Genomic DNA, 18312 nt, shown 5'->3' on the forward strand with positions numbered 1-18312 from the left:
TGAGCTGTGCGAAGCACATCAACGCGGGCTGGGCGTGGATCGATGCGGTTCGCCGAGCTCACCGCATCCTACGGGCTCACACCGCTCCGGCGTCGAGACGGTGGATCGGTGAAGCGCGATACGCCCTGCGGGGCGGCGGGGGTGGAGGCTCGCGTCGGGGTGGATGACGCTCTTTTCATCCACCGATTACTGGCGCATGGGCCTTGGGGATGACTCCGCTCCCGGGCTGAAGCCCGGGCTACGTTGGATTCGTACTGGCTGGTGGCGGAAATGAAAAGCCCCGGCATGGGCCGGGGCTTTTCGGGGCGCGGGGCGATCAGGACGAGAGGTAGGAGGAACGGGTCAGGCCCAGGCGCAGGGCGTCCACGTAGTGGGTGCGCTCGCGGGGGCTGAGCTTGGCGCTGGCCACCTTGTCGCGGTAGAGGGCCATCAGTTCCTCGGGGGACAGGTGCACGTAGCGCAGCATGTCCTCGATGGTGTCGTGGGTCTCGATGCCGGCGTGGTACACGCTGCCGTCTTCGCGCTGGTAGACGTTCACCGAGTCGGTGTCGCCGAACAGGTTGTGCATGTCGCCGAGGATCTCCTGGTAGGCGCCCACCAGGAACACGCCCAGGAGGTAGTCCTCGCCTTCGCGCACGTCGTGCACCGGCATGCTGGTCTCGATGCTCTGCTCGTCGACGTACTGCTTGATCTTGCCGTCGGAGTCACAGGTCAGGTCCTGCAGCACGGCCCGGCGCAGGGGCTCTTCGTCGAGGCGCTGCAGCGGGATGATCGGCAGCACCTGGCCGATGGCCCAGGTGTCCGGCAGGCTCTGGAACACGGAGAAGTTGCAGATGTACTTCTCGGCCAGCTTGTCGTTCAGCTCGTCGAGCACCTGGCGATGAGAGCGCTGGCGGGCCTTGAGCTGGTTGTGCAGGCGGCGGCAGATGGCGAAGTAGGTCTGCTCGGCCAGGGCCTTCTGCGCGAGGGTCAGCTTGCCTTCGGCGTACTGGGCGGCGGCGTCGCCGATGTAGTGGGTGGCGCGCCAATAGGTCTCGGTGACCATCTCGGTGTCGGTCGGGCCGAGCAGGTCGAGCAGCCAGCGGACGATCTCCGGCTGCTCCTCGCGGTCATCCACCACCGGTACGGCGTCGTTGTGGCGCTCGACGTCGGTAACCTGCATGACCAGCACGGCGTGGTGCGCGGTCATGGCGCGGCCGCTCTCGGAGAAGATGTGCGGGTGCGGCAGGCCCTGGGCGTCGCAGAACTCCTTGAGCATGCCCACCACCACGCCGGCGTAGTCGTCCATGTCGTAGTTGATGGAGCTGGCGTTGCGCGAGTGGGTGCCGTCGTAGTCCACACCCAGGCCGCCGCCGACGTCGATGTGGTCCACCGGCAGGCCGAGGCTGCGCAGTTCGGCGTAGTAGCGGATGGCTTCCTTGAAGCCGTGCTGGTAGTCGGCCAGGTTGGCGATCTGCGAGCCCATGTGGAAGTGCAGCAGGCGCACGCCCTGGTCGAGGCCGGCCTTGCGGAAGCGATCGACCACCGACAGCAGTTGGGCGGCGGAGAGGCCGAACTTGGACTTCTCGCCGCCGGTGTCGGCCCACTTGGAGGAGGCCAGGGACGACAGGCGCACACGCAGGCCGACCTGGGGCGCGACCTTCAGCTCGGCGGCGGCTTCGATGACGAACTCCACCTCCGATTCCTTCTCGATGACGATGAAGACGTTGTGGCCGAGCTTCTGGCCCATCAGCGCCAGGCGGATGAACTCGCGGTCCTTGTAGCCGTTGCAGACGATGGTGCCGCCCTTGGGGGCGAGGGCCAGCACGGCCATCAGCTCGGGCTTGGAGCCGGCTTCCAGGCCGATGGAGACGTTCTGGGTGGCGATGATGTTCTCCACCACCGCTTCCTGCTGGTTGACCTTGATGGGGTACAGGGCGGTGTAGCTGTTCTGGTATTCCAGCCGTGCGATGTTGGCGTCGAAGGCGCCGGTGAGCTGGCGCACGCGCGACTGGAGGATGCCGGGGAAGCGCACCAGCAGCGGCAGGGACAGACCCGCCTCGCGCAGGTTGCCGACCAGTTCGTGCAGGTCCACCGGCTCGCTGGACGGGCCGCTGGGGCGCACGTCGACGCGACCGGCCTCGTTGATGGCGAAGAAGCCGGCCCCCCAATGGCGAATCCCGTAGACACTGCGGCTATCGGCCACGGTCCAGCGGCTGCCATCGTCCTTGCGCGTGCGTCGTGCAGACATCGTGTTCCCCCTGTGGGATGAAAAAGGCCGAACCCGCCGGGACGTGCCGGGCAGGCGTGGGCAGGTTAATGCGGTCGTATGACGTTGGAGTGTTGACCGTGGCGATGACGGTCAGTTTAGAAAGCCGTGGCTCAGCCGCCGGATTTCTTGGCCTTGAAGCCGCGCTTGGCGAGCTCGTCGAGCAGCAGGTCCACGTGGTCGCCCTGGATCTCGATCACGCCGTCCTTGAGCGCACCGCCGGTGCCACATCGGCGCTTGAGCGCGCTGGCCAGCTCCTTCAGCTCGTCGCCAGCCAGCGGTACGCCGCTGACGGTGGTGACGGTCTTGCCACCCCGGCCCTTGGTTTCGCGGCGAACGCGCGCGATGCCGTCGCCGGCGGGCACGGTGGCTTGCTTGCAGGTGCAGGCGTCGATGGGCTGGGCGCAGTCCGGGCAGTGCCGGCCGCTGTCGGTGGAGTACACCAGGCCGCCGAGGGCGGCAAAGGACGAAGCTTTCTTGACCACCGGCTTTCCTCGTAGGGGTCAGGATAGCGACTGGTCGGCGGGGGGCCGACCGCGAAGCCCCACTCTGGCAGGGGCAGCGCAGCCCCGGCCGGGAAGCCGGGGTTGAAAGGCGGCGCAATTTAGCAGCATTCGCGGCGAATGCTAAGTGCGAATTTGCGCCATTGATCGTCAGATTGGCGACCCTGTTCGGCATCGTGCACGAAAGGGTCCGGGATATTGCACAAACCCGCGCCGGGCGGGGGTTTCAACCACGTCCCTAAGGAAGAAAGCAGCAGACTCTGCGCGCACGCTGAAACTGAACAGGGCTCGAATGCCAAGGCGGGGACAACGCCCCTTCAGGAGGCCGAGCGCAGTCGTTGCGAAGGGGGACGAACGGCATGGATGCCGTGAGAGGCGCGCCAGGCCATGGATGGCCCATCGCGCCGGCCCCCGTAGCAACGATGGAGCGAGGGGAGTCCCGCGAAGCGGGACCCGGATGCAGGGGCGAGCCTTTTTGGTTTCTTTTTTGGCGACTGAAAAAAGAAACTCGCCTGGGAAGGCGAAACATAAGACAACAGCAAAACTCGCTAAGCAGCTGGGCTCCGATATCCCCGTCTAGTTGCCTAACACGTCTTAGAGCGACGCCAGATAAAGACGCAACGCCTTGAGCGAGTCCGGGCAGCAGTTCTCCAGCGCCTGGGCCTCGTCGAGGCTCATGAATCGCGCTTCCATCACCTCTTCCGGCTGCAGCCGCAGGGGCGCGTCGGACACGGCGGAGAACACCGCGCCCCAGAGCCGGTTGCCCGGCTCGTCGAAGTAGAAGCGCCCATGCTCGCGCAGGGGCACGCCGGCGATGCCGAGCTCTTCCTCCAGTTCACGGGCGGCGGAGAGGGCGTAGTCCTCCCCTTCCTGGACCATGCCGCCGGCGGCGACGTCCCAGTAGCCCGGGTACAGCGCCTTGCTCAGGGTGCGGCGATGCACACAGAGCTGGCCGGCGCTGTTGAACAGGAGGATGAAGGTGCCACGGGAAACCAGCCCGCGCTCGCGCAGCTCGGCCCGGGGCAGGCCGCCGAGGAGGCGGTCCTGCTCGTCGACCCAGGCCACCCGCTCGGCATCGGAGGCAGCGCGGTGGGCCGCTTCGCGCGGGTCGAGGGCCATCAGCCCTGCTCCAGCAGCTGGCGCAGGTCGATCACGGCGGCGTTGGCGCGGGAGATGTAGTTGGCCATCACCAGCGAGTGGTTGGCGAGTACGCCGTAGCCGCTGCCGTTGAGCACCATGGGGCTCCACAGGGGCTCCTGGGCGGCCTCCAGCTCACGGATGATCTGGCGCACGCTGATGGTGGCGTTCTTCTTGGCCAGTACGTCGGCGAAGTCCACTTCAATGGCACGCAGGATGTGGGACAGCGCCCAGGCCTGGCCACGGGCCTCATAGAAGACGTTGTCGATCTGCAACCAAGGCGTCTCGACGAACTCTTCGCTGACCTTGGGCACCACGCCTTCCTGCCCCTCCTGGGCCTTCACGTCAGTGTCCAGGCGCACCCGGCCGACGCTGGCGGACAGGCGCTGGGACAGCGAGCCCAGACGGGTGGCGACGTCACCCAGCCAGTTGTTGAGGTTGTCGGCACGGGTATAGAACTGAGCACCGGGCTGATTCGGGTCGGAGAGGCGGGCCAGGTAGCGGTCCAGCGCGCGGATGCCTCCCTGGTACTCGGTCTCGGAGGCTGGCAGGGCCCAGCTCTTGTTGTCGAAGTTGAAGCGCGGCTCGGCGCGCGCCAGGTCGACGTCCTCGGTGGACTGCGACTGGGAGCGGGCGAAGTCCTTGCGCAGGGCGCGGGTCAGGTCGCGGACCTGCACCAGCACGCCGTATTCCCAACTGGGCATGTTGTCCAGCCAGAGGCCGGGCGGGGCCAGGTCGTTGGAGAGGTAGCCGCCGGGCTTGTCCAGCAGGGTCTGGGAGACCTGTTTGAGGGTTTCGACGGTGGTGTAGCCGGTGACCAGCTTGCGCTGGGCGCGCTCGGCCGCCGCCTGGGCGTTCTGCTGCACGGGGAACAGCTCGGGCTCCTGGCTCCAGTACCAGCCCACCACGCCCGCTCCCACCAGGTAGACACCGAGCAGGGCGCCGAGGGCGCGGCTGACCCAGATGCCTCCCAGGTAGCTGCGGACATCGTCCACCGAATCATCGACGCGATCTCGTGCCTGGCCCGCACGCTTCTTCCAGTCCAGCATGGCTATGTCCTTCACTCATCCGTTCGGCAAGTTTCGACAGCGCCCTTACGCAAGGGTGCCGTCGGCCTCGCACTATAAGTGAAGCGAGCGACCTTGCCAGCGTCCGATGGCCAAACCAAGAGTGGGCCGGTAACGGCGGGTTGAGACGATGCGCACATTCGCGCTGTGACCCAGTGGCACTCCCGGAGAAAAGGTTGACGCCAAGGGATCGGCGGTACTGGCGCGGTTGCAACGAGGTGCTAGCATAGCGCCACCATCCAGGTCGGCTTTCGTCCAGAAAACGACCAGAAGCCCAGAAGCCCGTCATGAACGAACCCGAAGATCCCAGCCGCGATCGCCTGAAGACCTATTTCGCCCAACGGGTGATCCACCAGGCGCGCCATCTTCTGGAGGTCTGGCAGCGGCTGCAGCGCAGCGAGTGGCGGGAGTCCGACCTCACCGAGCTGAGCGAGGCCAATGCCCTCCTGCAGCGCTATGCCCAGCGCTTCGAGCAGCCCGAGCACAGCCAACTGGCGCAGAGCATCGAAGCCAGCCTGGTGGGCATCCAGGCCAACCGCGGTCGCCTGTCCAGCGAATTGATCACTGAGCTGAGCCAACTGATGCAGCGCCTGTCGCGCACCGGCCTGCGCCAAGGCGACCAGCTCGAGCAGACCTTCCTGCCGCCCCTGCGCAAGCCGGTCTACCTGGCTCTGCAGGACGGTGAGCGCGCCGCACGCCTGGCCCAGCAGATGGAGTTCTTCGGCCTCTCGGCACAGACCTGCGACAGCGCCAACGCTTTCCGTGCGGCCATGGCCGAGCGGCACCCGTCGGCCATCGTCATGGAAGTGGATTTCGCCGGCCCCGGCATGGGCCTGGAGCTGGCACTGGAGGCGCAGAAGGGCCTGGAACACAAGCTGCCGGTGCTGTTCTTCAGCCATGAGGACACCGACACCCCGACCCGCCTGGCCGCCGTGCGCGCCGGGGGGCAGGAGTTCTACAGCGGCACCCTGGACGCCTCCAGCCTGCTGGAGCGCATCGAGACCCTGACCCGCACCGCCCACTACGAGCCCTACCGGGTGCTGGTGGTGGACGACTCCCGCGCCCAGGCGATGCATACCGAGATGACCCTGAACAGCGCCGGCATCGTCACCCGCGCCATCACCGAGCCGGTGCAGGCGATGGCGGCGCTGGCGGAGTTCCAGCCGGACCTGATCATCCTCGACATGTACATGCCCGAGTGCCTGGGCACCGAGTTGGCCAAGGTGATCCGCCAGAACGAGCGCTACGTCAGCGTGCCGATCATCTACCTGTCGGCGGAGGACGACCTGGACAAGCAGCTCGACGCGATGAGCGAGGGGGGCGACGACTTCCTCACCAAGCCGATCAAGCCGCGTCACCTGATCGCCACGGTGCGCACCCGCGCCAAGCGCGCCCGCAGTCTGAAGGCGCGGATGGTGCGCGACAGCCTCACCGGGCTGTTCAACCACACCCACACCCTGCAATTGCTGGAAGACGCCCGCTCCCGCGCGCGCCGCGACGGCCGCCCGCTGTGCTTCGCGATGCTGGACATCGACCACTTCAAGAAGGTCAACGACACCTACGGCCACCCCATGGGCGACCGGGTGATCAAGGGCCTGGCGCTGTTCCTCAAGCAGCGCCTGCGCAAGAGCGACCACATCGGTCGCTACGGCGGCGAAGAGTTCGCCGTGGTGCTGCCGGACACCGACCTGGCGGCCGCCCAGCGGGTGCTGGAGGAGATTCGCCAGCGCTTCGCCGAGATCCGCTACCCGGCCCAGCCCCATGACCTGTCCTGCACCTTCAGTTGCGGCATCGCCGAGCTGAGCGGCGACATCGACAGCAACACCCTCTCCAAGCGCGCCGACGAGGCGCTCTACCAGGCCAAGCGCAGCGGCCGCAACCGCGTCGAGCTGTTCCGCTGAAGCATTCCACAGCGTGACGCAGGTCACGCTGTCATCAAGCTGCAATCGAAACGAAATATCGTCGGGGTCCGCCGTCCTGTCCGTTGTAGGTCGAGGCCCCCATGCGCCTTAAGCAGCTCACCAACCTCAATACCCTTCTTCTGGTCACCGTGTGCCTGGCCCTGGGCGCCACGCTGTGGTGGTCCCAGCGCGCCCTGGAACGCCCCTACCAGGTGATGGAGCTGTACCTGGACCTGGCGCAGCGCGTGCAACGGGATGTCAGCGACAACATCGAGACCTACCTGGCCAGCGGTGATGCCCTGCGCCACAGCGCCGCCACCCAGGGCCTGGACGATCTGGACCAGCGCATGCAGGAGTTGCCGCCGGAGCTGGCCAGTACCCTGCGCGGCGGCATCGACCCGCTGCGCACCTTTGCAGCCGACCAGCTCCTGGCCGCCGGCAAGCTGGCCGGTGACCCGCAGGGCCTGCTGATCCAGGCCGAGCGCGAACTGGACGGTGTACTGGAGCAACTGGCGCGCTATGCAGACGCCGGCGACCCGACCCTCGCGGCAGACTACCGGGCGCCGCTGCTGGCGGCCTCCCAGCACCTGACGCGCCTGGTCCACGCCCGCGCCAAGCTGGTGGAGAGCGGCCGTGACGAACTGGCCGCCGATGTGGAGCGCGAGCTGGCCGCCCTCGGCCAGGAGTCCGCCCGTCTCGACGCCCTGCCCCTGCTCGGCGTGGCCGAGCAGACCCAGTCCGCCTCCGACGACTTCGCCGCGATGATGGGCCTGGCCAACCAGGACGAGGAGAAGACCACCGAGGACCGTGGCATCGCCCTCAAGCGCGAACTGGCCAGCCTGGTCGGTCGCTACCCGGCCGAACTGCAGCGCACCCGCCAACTGATCGCCAACCGTGCGGAACTGGCCAAGGCCACCCGCGCCCGCCTCGACGACCTGCGCCAGGCCCTGGCCGCCCTGGAGCCCCAGGTGCGCGCCGAGCATGGCCGCATCCAGGGCGAGGTGCGGCTGATGCAGGGGCTGATGATCGGCCTGATCCTGCTCATCGCCCTGGCGGTGGACCGCATCCAGCGCAACCTCACGCGACTGCTCGGGCGCCTGATGCAGGCGCTGTCCCACTGGGCCTCCGGGGACTTCAGCCAACCCATCCACCTCGATTCGCGCATCGACGACCTGCGCGGCATCGAGGGCTCACTGGCGCGCCTGCGGGACTACCTGGGCGACCTGGTGGGCACCATCCGCCACCACGCCGAGCAGGTGCTCAGCAGCAGCCACACCCTGGCTGGCCTCAACGGCGGCCTGCACGACGGCGCCGAACGCCAGGCGGTGGGCACCGGGCAGATCCGTGATGCCCTGGGCGAACTGGAGGCCACCATTCAGCAGGTGGCCGGGGACGCTGCCCACGCCGCCGACGCCAGCCACGCCGCCGGCCGTGCGGTGGAGCAGGGCCAGCGCATCATCGGCCAGAGCCTGACCGGCATGCGCACGCTGGTGGGCGAGGTGCAGAAGAACGCGAGCGCCATCGAGCGTCTGGCCCAGGAGTCGGCCACCATCGAGAGCGTGCTGGTGGTGATCCGTGGCATCGCCGAGCAGACCAACCTGCTGGCATTGAACGCGGCCATCGAAGCGGCCCGCGCCGGCGAGCAAGGCCGCGGCTTCGCCGTGGTCGCCGACGAGGTGCGCACCCTGGCGCAACGCACCGCCGGCGCCACTGGCGAAATCCAGGAGCTGATCGGCCGCCTGCAGACCGCCGCTCACCAGTCGGTGCAGGGCATGCGCGCCCAGGTGGAGCACGCCGAGGCCACCGCCACCCGCGCTGCCGCGGCGGACGGGGCGCTGGACGAGATCGTCGACGCCATCCGCACCATCGCCAGCACCGCCGGGCAGATCGCCGAAGCCACCGCCAACCAGAGCGGCGCGGTGAGCGAAATCCGTGGCTACAGCGAGCAGATCCACCAGCAGGGCGATGACAACCTCCGCCACATCGGCCGCAGCCGCGACCAGGCGGAGCAGTTGCTGCAACTGGGCGGTGAGCTGAACCAGGCGGTGCAGGCCTTCCGCGTCTAGCAGGCGGTTGAGACCCGCCGCCCTGCGGCGACGTGTCGCGCCCCGGCGCAGGCAACGCGCTCAAGGGGACGGCGCATGACCTTTCGGCGTGATGAGAAAGCCGCTTACAGGATCGGCCTGCCGGGCGCGGACCGGCTCCGTTATCATGCCCGGCACCTTTTCCTGCCGAGTGTCCCATGCGTCGTCTGCTGACCCTCATCCTTCTACTGGCCACCCTGCCCGCCGTTGCCGGGCTGCTGGATGGCCGCCCCAGCGCCACCCTGGGCGCCCCGCTGAACAACAGTCAGGACTTCCTCCCGGTGCGCGAGGCCTTCCGCCTCAGCCTGGTGGAGAGTTCACCCACGGCGATCAAGCTGCGCTTCACCAACGCCGAGGGCTACTACCTCTACAAGCACCGCTTCCAGTTCCGCACCGAGCCGGCCGATGTCGGCCTGGGCGCGGCGCAACTGCCGGCGGGCAAGCACAAGACCGACGACTACTTCGGCGACGTGGAGGTGTATTACGAGGTCCTCGACGTCGACCTGCCGCTGAACAACCCGCAACAGCGCCCCTTCAAGCTGCTGGTGACCTACCAGGGCTGTGCCGACAAGGGCCTGTGCTACCCGCCGGAAACCGAGACGCTGCAGATCGGCGCCGCATCCGCCGCCGCGCCGGACGGTGCACTGCCGAGCAACGGGCAGGGCTGGAGCTGGCACGAGCTGGCGCTGTTCTTCCTCGCCGGGCTGGGCCTGACCTTCACCCCCTGCGTGCTGCCGATGCTGCCGATCCTCTCCGGCGTGGTGCTGCGCGGGCAGGTGGGCGGCGGCCGGGGCCTGGTGCTATCGCTGGCCTACGTGCTGCCGATGGCGGCCTGCTTCGCCGTGCTGGGCGCGCTGATGGGCGTGTTCGGCGCCGAGCTGAACCTGCAGGCACGCCTGCAGTCGGCCTGGGTGCTGGTGCCCTTCGCGGCCTTCTTCGCAGTGTTCGCCCTGGCCATGTTCGGCCTGTATGAGCTGCGCCTGCCGGGCTTCCTCGCCGGCCCGCTGGACCGCCTGGCCGGCAGCACCCAGGGGGGCTCGATCTGGGGCGCGGCAGCGCTGGGGGTGCTGTCCAGCCTGTTGGTCTCGCCGTGCGTCTCCGCCCCGCTGGCGGGTGCCCTGCTCTATATCAGCGCCAGCGGTGATGCCCTGGGCGGCGGCCTGAAGCTGTTCCTGCTGGGCCTCGGCATGGGCACTCCGCTGGTGCTCTTCGCGGTCGGTGGCGGCGCGCTGCTGCCGCGCTCCGGCCCGTGGATGGTGGCGGTGCGCAATGCCTTCGGCGTGCTGTTGCTGGCGGTGTCGGTGTGGCTGCTGGAGCGCGTGCTGCCGGGCTCGCTGAGCCTGGCCCTGTGGGGCCTGCTGGCTGCCGGGGTGGCGCTGTTCCTCGGCACCCTGGAGTTCGGCCCCAAATCCCCGCGCCAGCGCCTGGCGCAACTCGCCGGGCTGGTGCTGCTGGTCTACGCCGGTGCCACCTGGGTCGGCGCGCTCAAGGGCGAAGCCGATCCGCTGCGCCCGCTGGGTCGCGCCGGCGTGGCCGGCGCCCCCCAGGCCACGGCAGCCGCCGGAGCCTGGGTCACCGTGAAGACGCCGACCGAGCTTGAGGCCGCCCAGGCCGAGGCCAAGGCCGCCGGGCAACCGCTGCTGCTGGACTGGTACGCGGACTGGTGCATCAGTTGCAAGGTGATCGAACGCGAGGTGCTCACCGCGCCGGAGGTCACCGCACAGTTGGGCCGCTATCGCCTGGTGCGCTTCGACATGACCGAGAGCACCGCCGAGCAGCGCGCCCTGCTGGACCGCTACAAGCTGTTCGGCCCGCCGGCCCTGCTGTTCTTCGGGGCGAACGGTGACGAATGGGCCGATCTGCGTGTCGTAGGAGAGATCCACGCCGCCGCGTTCGCCGACCACCTGGCCCGCGCCGGCTCGCGTCAATAAGCGGAACTTCATAAATCTGCCGCAATCTGCGGGCATCGTGTCGACTACTGGCGACACAGGGACAGTCACGACTATCCTTCACGGTCCCGCCTGGCCCCAATAAGGAAGACAGCCCATGGCCACCCTGCTCGTCCTGCACGGTCCCAACCTCAACCTGCTGGGGACCCGCGAGCCCGACAAGTACGGCGCCACCACCCTGGCCGAGATCAACCAGGACCTGGAGCGCCGCGCCCGCGAAGCCGGGCACCACCTGATGCACCTGCAGAGCAATGCCGAGTACGAACTGATCGAGCGGATCCACGCTGCGCGCAACGAGGGTGTGGACTTCATCCTGATCAATCCGGCCGCTTTCACGCATACAAGTGTCGCGCTACGTGACGCGATGCTCGCAGTGAGCATCCCATTCATCGAAGTGCACCTCTCCAACGTGCACAAGCGAGAACCTTTCCGCCATCACTCCTACTTCTCCGACGTAGCCGTGGGAGTGATCTGCGGTCTGGGCGCCACCGGCTACCGCCTGGCCCTGGACGCGGCACTGGAACACCTTGAACGCCCCTGACCTTACCCTTGGGAGTTGATGATTAATGGATATCCGTAAAGTCAAGAAACTGATCGAACTGCTGGAAGAGTCCGGGATCGACGAGCTGGAGATCCGCGAGGGCGAAGAGTCCGTACGCATCAGCCGCCACAGCAACAAGGCCATGGCCGCCCAGCCGGTCTACGCCGCTGCCCCGGCCCCGGTCGCGGCCCCCGTTGCCGCCGCGCCGGCGGCTGCCCCGGCTCCGGCAGCCGACGCTGCCCCGGCTGCTGCGAAGCTGAACGGCCACGTCGTTCGCTCGCCGATGGTCGGCACCTTCTACCGCGCCGCCTCCCCCACCTCGGCCAACTTCGCCGAAGTCGGCCAGACCGTTAAGAAAGGCGACATCCTCTGCATCGTCGAAGCGATGAAGATGATGAACCACATCGAAGCCGAAGCCAGTGGCGTGATCGAATCCATCCTCGTGGAAAACGGTCAGCCGGTTGAGTACGACCAGCCGCTGTTCACCATCGTCTGAACCGCGGAGAGCCTGTGATGCTGGAAAAAGTCCTGATCGCCAACCGTGGCGAGATCGCCCTGCGCATCCTGCGCGCCTGCAAGGAGCTGGGCATCAAGACGGTAGCGGTGCACTCCACGGCCGACCGTGAGCTGATGCACCTGTCCCTGGCTGACGAGACCGTCTGCATCGGCCCGGCACCCGCTGCCCAGTCCTACCTGAACATCCCGGCCATCATCAGTGCCGCCGAAGTGACCGGCGCCACCGCGATCCACCCGGGCTACGGCTTCCTCGCCGAGAACGCCGACTTCGCCGAGCAGGTGGAGAACTCCGGCTTCGCCTTCATCGGCCCGAAAGCCGACACCATCCGCCTAATGGGCGACAAGGTGTCCGCCAAGGACGCCATGAAGAAGGCCGGCGTACCGACCGTGCCGGGCTCCGACGGCCCCCTGCCGGAAGACGAAGCGACCGCCCTGGCGATTGCCGAGGAAGTCGGCTACCCGGTGATCATCAAGGCCGCTGGCGGCGGCGGTGGTCGCGGCATGCGCGTGGTGCACAGCGCCGACGAGCTGATCAAGTCGGCCAAGCTGACCCGCACCGAAGCCGGTGCCGCGTTCGGCAACTCCATGGTCTACCTGGAGAAGTTCCTCACCAACCCGCGCCACGTGGAAGTGCAGGTCCTCTCCGACGGCCAGGGCAATGCCATCCACCTGGGTGACCGCGACTGCTCCCTGCAGCGCCGCCACCAGAAGGTGCTGGAAGAAGCCCCCGCCCCCGGTATCGACGAGAAGGCCCGTGCCGAAGTGCTGGCCCGCTGCGTCCAGGCCTGCATCGAAATCGGCTACCGCGGTGCGGGTACCTTCGAGTTCCTCTACGAGAACGGCCGCTTCTACTTCATCGAGATGAACACCCGCGTCCAGGTGGAGCATCCGGTCACCGAGATGGTCACCGGCGTCGACATCGTCAAGGAGATGCTCAGCATCGCCGCAGGCAACAAGCTCTCGATCAAGCAGGAAGACGTGGTCATCCGCGGCCATGCTCTGGAGTGCCGCATCAACGCCGAAGACCCGGACAACTTCATGCCCTCCCCGGGCAAGGTGAAGTACTTCCACGCCCCGGGTGGCAACGGCGTGCGTGTCGACTCGCACCTGTACAGCGGCTACTCGGTACCGCCGAACTACGACTCGCTGATCGGCAAGCTGATCACCTACGGCAGGGACCGCGACGAGGCCATGGCGCGCATGCGCAACGCCCTCGACGAGATCGTGGTGGACGGGATCAAGACCAACGTCCCGCTGCACCGCGACCTCACCCGCGACAAGGGTTTCTGCAAAGGGGGCGTGAACATTCACTACCTCGAGCACAAACTGGGCAAGAAGTAAGCCTGGTGAACCCCGAAGGGCCGCATAATGCGGCCCTTCTTCATTTCCGCCGTGCAAAGGAATGCCCCTGTCCATGAAAGCGAGATTCAAGTCTATCGGTCTGGCCTTCCTGGAAGCCTTCATCTGCCTGGGGCTGGCCCTGCGCTCCAGCCTGCGGCCGGGCATTCTCATCGGCTCGGCGGGCCTCTGCCTGCTGATGACCAGCTTCTGGGGTTGGCTGTTCTACGCCCACTTCGAGTTCATCGCCAAGGCCGCCGGGCTGATCGCCTCCTTCGTGATAATGGGCGCTGCCGCCCTCGGGTTGCTCCCGAGCGTCAGTGGTGGCCCGGCAACCATCAGCGCCATGGCCAACATCGCCCCGGCCCTGGCATTGATGGCGGTTTACGCCGCGCTGTTGGCAGTGGCTATCGTGGTCGTGCTCTACGCTGGCGCCGTGGTGCTCAGCATCCGCCTCAGCCTGCGCTGGGTGCTGATGGGGCGCCTGAAGACACGTACCCGCAGCCACTACCCCAGCCTGCTCCAGCGCCAACCCGCCACCACCGACCTGCTGCGCGCCGGCCGCTACCACCTCGGCCCCTGGCTGGGCCTCGGCATCGGCATCGGAATCGGCCCGCTGCTCTGCCTGCTGATCCCCGTGGTCAACGGCATCCTGATGCTGATGCTGCTGGCCTACCTGAACGTGCGTTTTCTGGTGCCCGCCGCCCTCGCCGGACTGGCCAGTGGCGCCGAACAGATGCGCGTGGTGCGGGCCCAGCGCGGCGCCCTCATCGCCTTCGGCCTGCTGATCCTCATGCTGGCGGTGGTTCCCGTGCTCAATCTGCTGCTCCCGGCCCTGCTCGGCGGTGGCGTCTGCCACCTCGCCTACCGCGGCCTCGACCGCCTGGACGCCGCGGCTGGCATGGCACCCATGCCTCAAGTAAGCTTGCCCGCCCCATAAGGGCGCCCCTGAAAACGACCTGCGTTGTCATCGCGGCGTTAAAAACCGGCTCAAGATGCTCATTTACACCGCGTAAACTGCGCTCTTTCGCCTGTTTTTGCCTTGCGCTGACCGCCTCGCCCACGTTTTCAGAGGTGCCCATGAGAGGCCCTTTTCACGCCGCATCGAGGTTTCGCCATGCCCTGGTTACAAGTCCGTCTCGCCATCACCCCGGATCAGGCGGAAACCTATGAAGACGCCCTGCTGGAAGTCGGTGCCGTCTCGGTGACCTTCATGGATGCCGAAGACCAGCCCATCTTCGAGCCCGACCTCGGCACCACCCCGCTCTGGTCCCACACCCACCTGCTGGCCCTGTTCGAGGCCGACACCGACGAGACGGCGCTGGTGGCGCACCTCGAACTGCTGACCGGCGGCGCCCTGCCGCAGCACCAGATCGAGCGCATCGAAGACCAGGACTGGGAACGCAGCTGGATGGACAACTTCCAGCCCATGCGCTTCGGCCGCCGCCTGTGGATCGTCCCGAGCTGGCACGACGCCCCCGAACCGGACGCGGTGAACCTGCTGCTGGACCCGGGCCTGGCCTTCGGCACCGGTACCCACCCGACCACCGCGTTATGCCTGGAGTGGCTCGACGGCCAGGAGCTGGGCGGCTGCGACCTGATCGACTTCGGCTGCGGCTCCGGCATCCTCGCCATCGCCGGTCTGCTGCTGGGCGCGCGCCAGGCGGTGGGCACCGATATCGACCCGCAAGCCCTGGAGGCCTCCCGCGACAACGCCTCGCGCAACGGCATCGACCCGGCCCTGTTCCCCGTCTACCTGCCCGCCGACATGCCGCAACAGCCGGCCGACGTGGTAGTGGCCAACATCCTCGCCGGCCCGCTGGTGTCCCTGGCGCCGCAGATCACCGCACTGGTCAAGGCCGGCGGCCGCCTGGCGCTCTCGGGCATCCTCGCCGAGCAGGCCGAGGAGGTCCGCGCGGCCTATGCCGATGCCTTCGAGCTGGACCCGACCGCCGATAAGGATGGCTGGGTGCGCATCAGCGGCGTTCGTCGCTGAGGCCCGCAAAGGATGCACAGCAGGAATGCGCCAGTAACGTGGCGAGTTGGTAGACTAGCGCGTCGTTTTGCCCGGACCGCCGCATGACCGATAGCTTCGTCACCCAGTGCCCCCATTGCCAGACCAGCTTCCGCGTGACCCGCGCCCAGCTGGCGGCGGCCCATGGCGCGGTGCGCTGCGGCGCGTGCCTGCACGTGTTCAACGCGGCCAAGCAACTGCTGGGGAGCCTGGCGGCAAAAGAGGCCACCGCCTCGACGACGACCGCCCCGGCTGCGGCACCACAACCCGCTCGCCAGGCAGCCCCGAGCCCGACGCCACCCGCGCCCCGGGCTCCGGCTCCGGCTCCGGCTCCGGCTCCGGCTCCGGCTCCGGCTCCGAGCGTGCCCAGCGTCGCCACCGTGCTCAAGCCCCAGGCTGCCGCAACGCCGGCTCCCAGCGGCAAGAGCGGCGACAAGAACACCCTGTGGATCCACGACGACCTGGACCTGGACAGCCTCGACCTCGACGAGGAACTGGCCAAGCTGGAGCAGGAAGAACTCAAGCTCTCCCGCGAATTCATGGCCCTGCAGGCCGCCCCCAAGCCAGGCGAACAACTGCTGGGCCAGCGTGACGACCCCGAACAACGCTACGACGAAGGCTGGGCCGAGGCCCTGCTGCACGCCGAGCAACGCCCCACCGCCTCCGCCCCCCAGGCACCGGTGCCGCCGCCGCGCCCGGCCGAGCCGGAACGCCGCGAACCCGCGCTGAACCTGGCCGCCGTCGAGGACGAAAACGACCCGCTGCCGAACATCGGCTCGGCCCGCGTTGCCGAGCCCGATGACGAGCCGGATCTCCCTGCACCCGGCCGCACGCCCCCCCGGGAACGGAGCGAGAACAACCACGACGAGCCGCTGGACGACGCACCGGCCGAGCCTGCCGTGCCCCGCAGCGCCCCGCGCAACGAACCGAGCCTGCGCGACAAGGGCCTGCTGGACCTGGACGACGAACCCCTGCAACTGGAATGGCAGGCCCCGCGCACACCCTGGGGCCGTTGGATCGGCTGGGGCCTGCTGAACCTGATCGGCGGCCTCGCCCTGGGCCTCCAGTACGTCTGGTACCACTTCGACGAACTGGCCCGCACCGACCAATACCGGCCCTGGTTCGAACAGCTCTGCCCCGAGATCGGCTGCCGCCTGCCCTCCAAGGTCGACGTCAACCTGATCAAGAGCAGCAACCTGGTGGTGCGCAGCCACCCGGACTTCGCCGGCGCCCTGGTGGTGGACGCGATCATCTACAACCGCGCGGCCTTCTCCCAGCCCTTCCCGCTGCTGGAACTGCGCTTTGCCGACATCAACGGGCAACTGCTCGCCAGCCGTCGCTTCAAGCCCGGGGAGTACCTCGGCGGAGAGCTGGCCGGGCAGACCGAGATGCCGCCGCAGACGCCGATCCACATCTCGCTGGACATCCTTGATCCCGGTGCCAAAGCGGTCAATTACAGCCTAAGCTTCCATTCCCCGGAATAGCCCGACAGGCCCATCGGACGCCGCTCCGGGGCCTGGCCAGAACCCCTGGCGATAAGCTCGGCACTGTTCAGAATTTGTTCAAAACGACCTTTATCCGGTCATCGAGAGCGGGTATGATGCCCACCCTTTTTCGAAGACCCAGATCCGGCCCCCACAGGCAGGGAAGACCCATGTCGGCGGTACGCATCGGCCCATACGCACTACCCAACCAGGTGATACTCGCTCCCATGGCGGGCGTGACCGATCGTCCGTTTCGTCTGCTTTGCCGTCGCCTGGGCGCCGGCTTGGTAGTCTCCGAAATGGTCACCAGCGACGTGCGCCTGTGGAACAGCCGCAAGTCCCGGTTGCGCCTGCTACACGAGGGTGACCCGGAGCCCCGTTCGGTGCAGATTGCCGGCGGCGACCCGGAGATGCTGGCCGAGGCGGCCAGGGCCAATGTGGCACTCGGTGCGCAGATCATCGACATCAACATGGGCTGTCCGGCGAAGAAGGTCTGCAACAAGGCGGCCGGTTCCGCGCTGATGAAGGATGAAGCCCTGGTGGCACGCATCCTCGAGGCGGTGGTGAAGGCCGTCGATGTCCCGGTCACGCTGAAGATCCGTACCGGCTGGGACCGCGACAACAGGAACGGCATGGCCGTGGCGAGGATCGCCGAAGAGTCGGGTATCCAGGCGCTGGCCGTTCACGGTCGCACCCGGGCCGACCTGTACACCGGCGAAGCCGAGTACGACACCATCGCTGCGATCAAGCAGTCGGTGTCGATCCCGGTCTTTGCCAACGGCGACATCGACTCGCCACAGAAAGCCAGACAGGTCCTCGACGCCACCGGTGCCGATGCCCTGCTGATCGGTCGAGCGGCCCAGGGGCGACCCTGGATCTTCCGCGAGATCACGCATTACCTGGCCACCGGCGAACTGCTGGCGGTACCGGGGCTGGAAGAGGTGGAACAGATCCTGCTGGAGCACCTGGCCGCACTGCACGCCTTCTACGGCGAAGTGATGGGCGTACGCATCGCCCGCAAGCATGTCGGCTGGTATCTCGCAACCCTGCCGGGCGCCAGGGAATTTCGCGCCCAGTTCAATCGTTTGGAGTCCACGGACGCGCAGTGCGCCAGCGTTCGGCAATTTTTCGCCGAGCGTCACAACGAAGGGGATAAGGCCGCATGACGACGATGACCGAGAATTTTTTTGATGGGGCAACACCCGTGAGCGACAACGCCAACCTGAAACAGCACCTGACCACACCGACCGCCGAGGGCCAGACCCTGCGCGGCAGCGTCGAGAAGGCACTGCACAACTACTTCGCCCATCTGGAGGGCGCGACGGTCACGGACGTCTACAACCTGGTGCTCTCCGAAGTGGAGGCCCCGCTGCTGGAAACCGTGATGAACTACGTCAAGGGCAACCAGACCAAGGCCTCCGAAATGCTCGGCCTCAACCGGGGCACGCTGCGCAAGAAGCTCAAGCAGTACGACCTCCTGTAAGCACGTATTCGATAAAGAAAGGGCGGCCCCCGAGAACATCAAAGGCC

At 67.5% G+C, this 18312-nt stretch carries 15 protein-coding genes; 11 read left to right on the top strand and 4 right to left on the bottom strand.

From position 1 onward, the window contains the following. Positions 1-316 precede the first annotated feature (316 nt). The 4 genes from speA to A9G05_RS18920 all read right to left on the bottom strand — a co-directional run bounded on the left by speA (position 317) and on the right by A9G05_RS18920 (position 4937). Positions 317-2230, bottom strand: a complete 1914-nt coding sequence (gene speA / locus A9G05_RS18905; protein ID WP_069562440.1) for an arginine decarboxylase — start codon at positions 2228-2230, stop codon at positions 317-319. 131 nt (positions 2231-2361) lie between these two features. Then, on the bottom strand, positions 2362-2733 hold the full coding sequence (locus A9G05_RS18910; RefSeq protein WP_069562441.1) for a translation initiation factor Sui1: 372 nt from the start codon (positions 2731-2733) through the stop codon (positions 2362-2364). Between the two features lie 612 nt (positions 2734-3345). Beyond that, positions 3346-3870, bottom strand: a complete 525-nt coding sequence (yfcD, locus tag A9G05_RS18915) for an NUDIX hydrolase YfcD (RefSeq protein ID WP_044411174.1) — start codon at positions 3868-3870, stop codon at positions 3346-3348. Next, entirely contained in the window at positions 3870-4937 is a 1068-nt protein-coding gene (locus A9G05_RS18920) for a DUF2333 family protein (RefSeq protein WP_069562442.1), read from the bottom strand. Before A9G05_RS18920 ends, yfcD begins: the two co-directional genes overlap by 1 nt. A gap of 305 nt (positions 4938-5242) precedes the next feature. On the opposite strand from A9G05_RS18920, the gene A9G05_RS18925 reads away from it, so the two are divergent. The 11 genes from A9G05_RS18925 (at position 5243) to fis (ending at position 18265) form a co-directional block, all read left to right on the top strand. After that, positions 5243-6856: a diguanylate cyclase gene (locus A9G05_RS18925; protein WP_069562443.1), complete on the top strand. Its 1614-nt coding sequence runs from the start codon at positions 5243-5245 to the stop codon at positions 6854-6856. Between the two features lie 1478 nt (positions 6857-8334). Beyond that, on the top strand, positions 8335-8922 hold the full coding sequence (locus A9G05_RS28540; RefSeq protein WP_371850578.1) for a methyl-accepting chemotaxis protein: 588 nt from the start codon (positions 8335-8337) through the stop codon (positions 8920-8922). Positions 8923-9098: 176 nt separating this feature from the next. After that, entirely contained in the window at positions 9099-10871 is a 1773-nt protein-coding gene (dsbD, locus tag A9G05_RS18935; protein ID WP_069562445.1) for a protein-disulfide reductase DsbD, read from the top strand. Between the two features lie 115 nt (positions 10872-10986). Then, the gene (gene aroQ / locus A9G05_RS18940) at positions 10987-11430 is read left to right on the top strand and encodes a type II 3-dehydroquinate dehydratase (RefSeq protein WP_044411161.1); all 444 of its coding nucleotides are present in this window, start codon (positions 10987-10989) and stop codon (positions 11428-11430) included. A 25-nt stretch (positions 11431-11455) separates the two neighbouring features. Further along, positions 11456-11926 carry an acetyl-CoA carboxylase biotin carboxyl carrier protein gene (gene accB / locus A9G05_RS18945; protein WP_044411158.1) on the top strand — a complete coding sequence of 157 codons (471 nt, stop codon included), beginning with the start codon at positions 11456-11458 and terminating at the stop codon, positions 11924-11926. 17 nt (positions 11927-11943) lie between these two features. Next, positions 11944-13287, top strand: a complete 1344-nt coding sequence (gene accC, locus A9G05_RS18950; RefSeq protein ID WP_069562446.1) for an acetyl-CoA carboxylase biotin carboxylase subunit — start codon at positions 11944-11946, stop codon at positions 13285-13287. Between the two features lie 73 nt (positions 13288-13360). Continuing rightward, positions 13361-14224 carry an EI24 domain-containing protein gene (locus A9G05_RS18955; RefSeq protein ID WP_069562447.1) on the top strand — a complete coding sequence of 288 codons (864 nt, stop codon included), beginning with the start codon at positions 13361-13363 and terminating at the stop codon, positions 14222-14224. A gap of 177 nt (positions 14225-14401) precedes the next feature. Further along, positions 14402-15280, top strand: a complete 879-nt coding sequence (gene prmA, locus A9G05_RS18960) for a 50S ribosomal protein L11 methyltransferase (RefSeq protein ID WP_069562448.1) — start codon at positions 14402-14404, stop codon at positions 15278-15280. An 83-nt stretch (positions 15281-15363) separates the two neighbouring features. After that, a complete protein-coding gene (locus A9G05_RS18965) occupies positions 15364-16782 on the top strand; it encodes a DUF3426 domain-containing protein (protein ID WP_069562449.1) in 1419 nt (472 codons plus the stop codon). Between the two features lie 170 nt (positions 16783-16952). Next, the gene (gene dusB / locus A9G05_RS18970) at positions 16953-17948 is read left to right on the top strand and encodes a tRNA dihydrouridine synthase DusB (RefSeq protein WP_069562450.1); all 996 of its coding nucleotides are present in this window, start codon (positions 16953-16955) and stop codon (positions 17946-17948) included. Then, a complete protein-coding gene (fis, locus tag A9G05_RS18975; protein WP_044411145.1) occupies positions 17945-18265 on the top strand; it encodes a DNA-binding transcriptional regulator Fis in 321 nt (106 codons plus the stop codon). Before dusB ends, fis begins: the two co-directional genes overlap by 4 nt. The last annotated feature ends 47 nt before the right edge of the window (positions 18266-18312 follow it).

This window comes from Pseudomonas sp. ENNP23 (genome assembly GCF_001728945.1).
Lineage (GTDB): Bacteria > Pseudomonadota > Gammaproteobacteria > Pseudomonadales > Pseudomonadaceae > Metapseudomonas > Metapseudomonas otitidis.